Origin of the sequence: Companilactobacillus paralimentarius DSM 13238 = JCM 10415 (assembly GCF_001434985.1) — a bacterium.
In the GTDB taxonomy this organism is placed as follows: domain Bacteria; phylum Bacillota; class Bacilli; order Lactobacillales; family Lactobacillaceae; genus Companilactobacillus; species Companilactobacillus paralimentarius.
Genome location: NZ_AZES01000133.1, coordinates 1 through 3496, shown reverse-complemented (window position 1 = coordinate 3496; position 3496 = coordinate 1). Strand labels below are relative to the sequence as shown.

Here is a 3496-nt window from a genome sequence, read left to right as displayed (position 1 = left end):
GTCAAGAAGTTCATCTAACAGGGGAACTAATGGATGCCATTGCTAAAGATGATATTCTGTTCATGGATGAAACTAATCGTTATATATTGTTAGAGATGCCACATGATGGTATTCCTGAGTATACAGCGGATATGATTTTTGATTTAACTACCCGTGGCATAACGCCGGTTATTGCCCATCCAGAGCGTAATCATGGAATTCAGGAAGATCCTGATAAATTATATGATTTCGTTAAAATGGGATGTTTAACACAATTGACAAGTAGTAGTTATCTTGGTGTTTTTGGTAAGAAGGTCCAAACACTTACTGAAGAAATTATTAAAGCCAATTTAGGATTTATTTTTTCATCGGATGCCCATAATTTTAAGGGACGTAGGTATTTAATGAAAGAAGCCTTTGAGAAGTTAGAAAAAGAAGAGGGACTTCGCAAAGCTCAATTATTTAATCTTAATGCAAGAAATATCATCAATGGTGATGACATTGGTGATACAGACTTTGTTAAGATTTCAACGTTATCTAAGAAAAAGAAAAAATTTTGGTTATTTTAATAGGCAAATTACAAGTTTAATCCAAACAAGCCCGGAATCTTTCAATGGCAGTCTGTTGATGATGTATTTTTAATGGTCGTTGATTAATTAGTTCAAGTGCTGCTAGGATCTCATCAGTCGTACTTGGCTAAAATTGGTCTTTTTCGGGAAGAACCAGCGTAACCGTCTATTAAAATATTCATTGGAACCTCGCTCCCATGGTGAATATGGATGGCAAAAATAAACTTTGATCTGATAATCCTGTTCTAAGGCCTGATAATTGGCAAACTCTTTACCATGATCAACAGTAATGGATTTTACTTGGGGACCGAAGGCCCCCATAAACTTGCCAAAGGCGGTGTTTAGAGCCTTAGCCGTTCTATTAGGGGCTTTGATGGCCCATAGAAGTCGGGTCTTACGTTCTACGAATGTAACCAGACATGATCGTGACTCACTTCGACTAGAAAGCACCGTATCTACTTCCCAATGACCAAAATCTAACCGTTGATTAACAGTTGTTGGCCGTTGTTCGATGGAAGTCCCACTTGTAAATTTCCCACGATTAAGCCAATTATAAATTGACGCAGTGCTCAAGTTATAAGCGGCCGCAATGGTTTCTGGTGACCAGGTTAATCGTAAGTGATTGGTAATTAAAGTCGCTAATGCTGCCGTCAGCATCGAACGACGACCGCAATTCCGCCTTTTGCGATCCGCATCTTGCTGAGCTAATTCTGGATCATAAGGTTTAACCCGGTCCAACTCATAGCTAATCGTAGCTTTGGCGCCGCCTAAGGCCACCATTGCCTCGCGAAGTTGCAGAATATACAGAGTATGATAAGCAGAGATTGGCGGTAAAACCTGGATGCACAGGCTTATGGCAAATTAGTGGACGTAATGATGTAGGATTTTCAGAAATGGTTGAATTGGATTTGAGCTATATAAATAAGCGAAGTATCATGCTTGACTTAAGCGTATTGATAAAAACCGTTGCGGTTTTTATTAAACCTAACGGTGCATACTAAGATAAGCAGATTGATTTATGGAAGGAATATTCAATGAAAATATGTTTAGTAGGTTCTAGCGGAGGGCATCTCATAATTTGGTCAGTTGGATGTTGACTGATAAGTGGTTACCGGCTGTTCCATATATGCAAATTGCATGTATATTTTTGGCGCTATATCCAATTAATATAGTTAATCTTCAGGCAATATTGGCTGTGGGGAAGAGTAATATATATTTAAGGCTTAATATTATTAAAAAAGGAATTGGATTTATTACAATTATTTCAAGTATTCCGTTTGGTCCGTATGCAATGGCTTCAAGTGATATTCTTGTTGGCGTTTTAGCAATATTAACGAATGTTTCTGCCAATAAAAAATTATTTGGTTATTCTTTCTATGAACTAGGTAAAGATTGCATACCTAATGCAATTATGTCCCTGATTATGTTTTTCAGTGTTCATATTGTTGGATTACTTTATCAAGGGATTTCTAGTACCTTTGGTATATTATGTATCCAGATATTAGTTGGAGGAGGAGTATACGTCATATTGTCGATGTTATTAAATTCGTCTGATTTCAAATATCTATTAAGCATTTTGAAAATACGACATTAATTATATTTTCTTATGAAAAACATGTGTATATTTACTAATTATTAATTAGCGGTAAGATTGTTCTTGGAACGAGGGAAATATTAGGGAAAAGATTTTATATGAAGAAATAGTATGGAGGAGTTTATTATGCAGCATCGTCGAAAAAAGCATGCGTTGAGAAACGTTTTTCTATCAGTTATTTTATTGATAGTTTTGGGTGGAGCAGCTTATGGCATGACTAAATATCGTAGTGTTAAAAATTCAGTTAATAATTCTTTCACGCCATCTGGTGTGACTAAAGAACGTAATGTGAGTGGGCAATTAAAGAATAAGAAGCCAATTTCAATTCTTCTAATGGGAACTGATACCGGTGCGTTGGGACGTGATTACAAAGGTCGTACGGATAGTATGATGGTAATTACATTAAATCCAAGTGAAAACAAAACAACAGTAACAAGTATTCCACGTGATACTGCTGTCAATATACCTGGTTATAAGTCGGTTTCACCAGCTAAAATTAATGCGGCATATTCTTACGGTCAAACTAAGACAGCAATTAAAACCGTTCAAAAACTTTTGAATATTCCAATTGATTTTTACGCACTTATTAATATGGGTGGTATGGAAAAGGTTATTAATCAAGCTAATGGTGTTGATGTAACACCAACTTTAAGCTTTAAGTATGAAGGATTTTCATTTACAAAAGGTGAAAAGACTCATATGAATGGTAAGAAAGCTTTAGCATATTCACGTATGCGTTATGATGATCCACAAGGCGATTATGGACGTCAAACTCGTCAACGAGCTGTACTTACTGCTTTAGTACATAAGAGCAGTTCAGTGTCTACGTTATTAAATCAAAGCTTTATTAACTCATTATCTGATCAAACACAAACTGATTTGACATTCGATGAATTAACCACAATTGCTAAGGACTATAATTCAGTTAGAAAACATACTTCAGAAACTCATTTGCAGGGTAATGGGGAAGAAGTTGCTAAACAAAGTATGGAAGTTATGAAAGAATCTGAATTACAACGAGTTACAAACTTTATTCGTGAGAATTTAGATTTGCCACATGCTAAGACAGGTAATATTCAATTTAAGCCTTCTACGCAAAGTTCATCAACTACTAAGTCTGTACAAGATATTAATAATATTGGTTCACAACGTTCAACTACGGGAGCAAATAGTAGTTCTGGCACAGGAAATAGTGGATATTCTAATTCAGGGTATTAATTAAATAAAAGATTCAGATCGTTTATGATCTGAATCTTTTATTTATTTGATATGTTTACATATGATCGTGTTTAAAATATTTCCGAAAATTTCAATAACAAGTTAGCCACTTGGACAAAATAAATTGAATCCAAGT

3 protein-coding genes and 2 pseudogenes are annotated in these 3496 nt (G+C 35.3%); 4 read left to right on the top strand and 1 reads right to left on the bottom strand.

The window, feature by feature from the left end; genetic code table 11:
- A partial coding sequence (locus FD33_RS10845) for a tyrosine-protein phosphatase (protein ID WP_056955972.1) occupies window positions 1-548 on the top strand: 548 nt, incomplete at its 5' end.
- 16 nt (window positions 549-564) lie between these two features.
- On the opposite strand, the pseudogene FD33_RS10840 reads toward FD33_RS10845, so the two are convergent.
- Window positions 565-1322 (bottom strand): annotated as a pseudogene (locus tag FD33_RS10840) (IS30 family transposase); the annotation flags it as partial.
- Between FD33_RS10840 and FD33_RS10835 the strand changes: the two are divergent.
- The 3 genes and pseudogenes from FD33_RS10835 to FD33_RS10825 form a co-directional block, all read left to right on the top strand.
- A pseudogene (locus tag FD33_RS10835) lies at window positions 1319-1549 on the top strand (sugar transferase); the annotation flags it as partial. The pseudogenes FD33_RS10840 and FD33_RS10835 overlap by 4 nt on opposite strands.
- A gap of 92 nt (window positions 1550-1641) precedes the next feature.
- Window positions 1642-2142: an MATE family efflux transporter gene (locus FD33_RS10830; protein ID WP_235806959.1), complete on the top strand. Its 501-nt coding sequence runs from the start codon at window positions 1642-1644 to the stop codon at window positions 2140-2142.
- Between the two features lie 126 nt (window positions 2143-2268).
- Window positions 2269-3360: an LCP family glycopolymer transferase gene (locus FD33_RS10825; RefSeq protein WP_056955971.1), complete on the top strand. Its 1092-nt coding sequence runs from the start codon at window positions 2269-2271 to the stop codon at window positions 3358-3360.
- The last annotated feature ends 136 nt before the right edge of the window (window positions 3361-3496 follow it).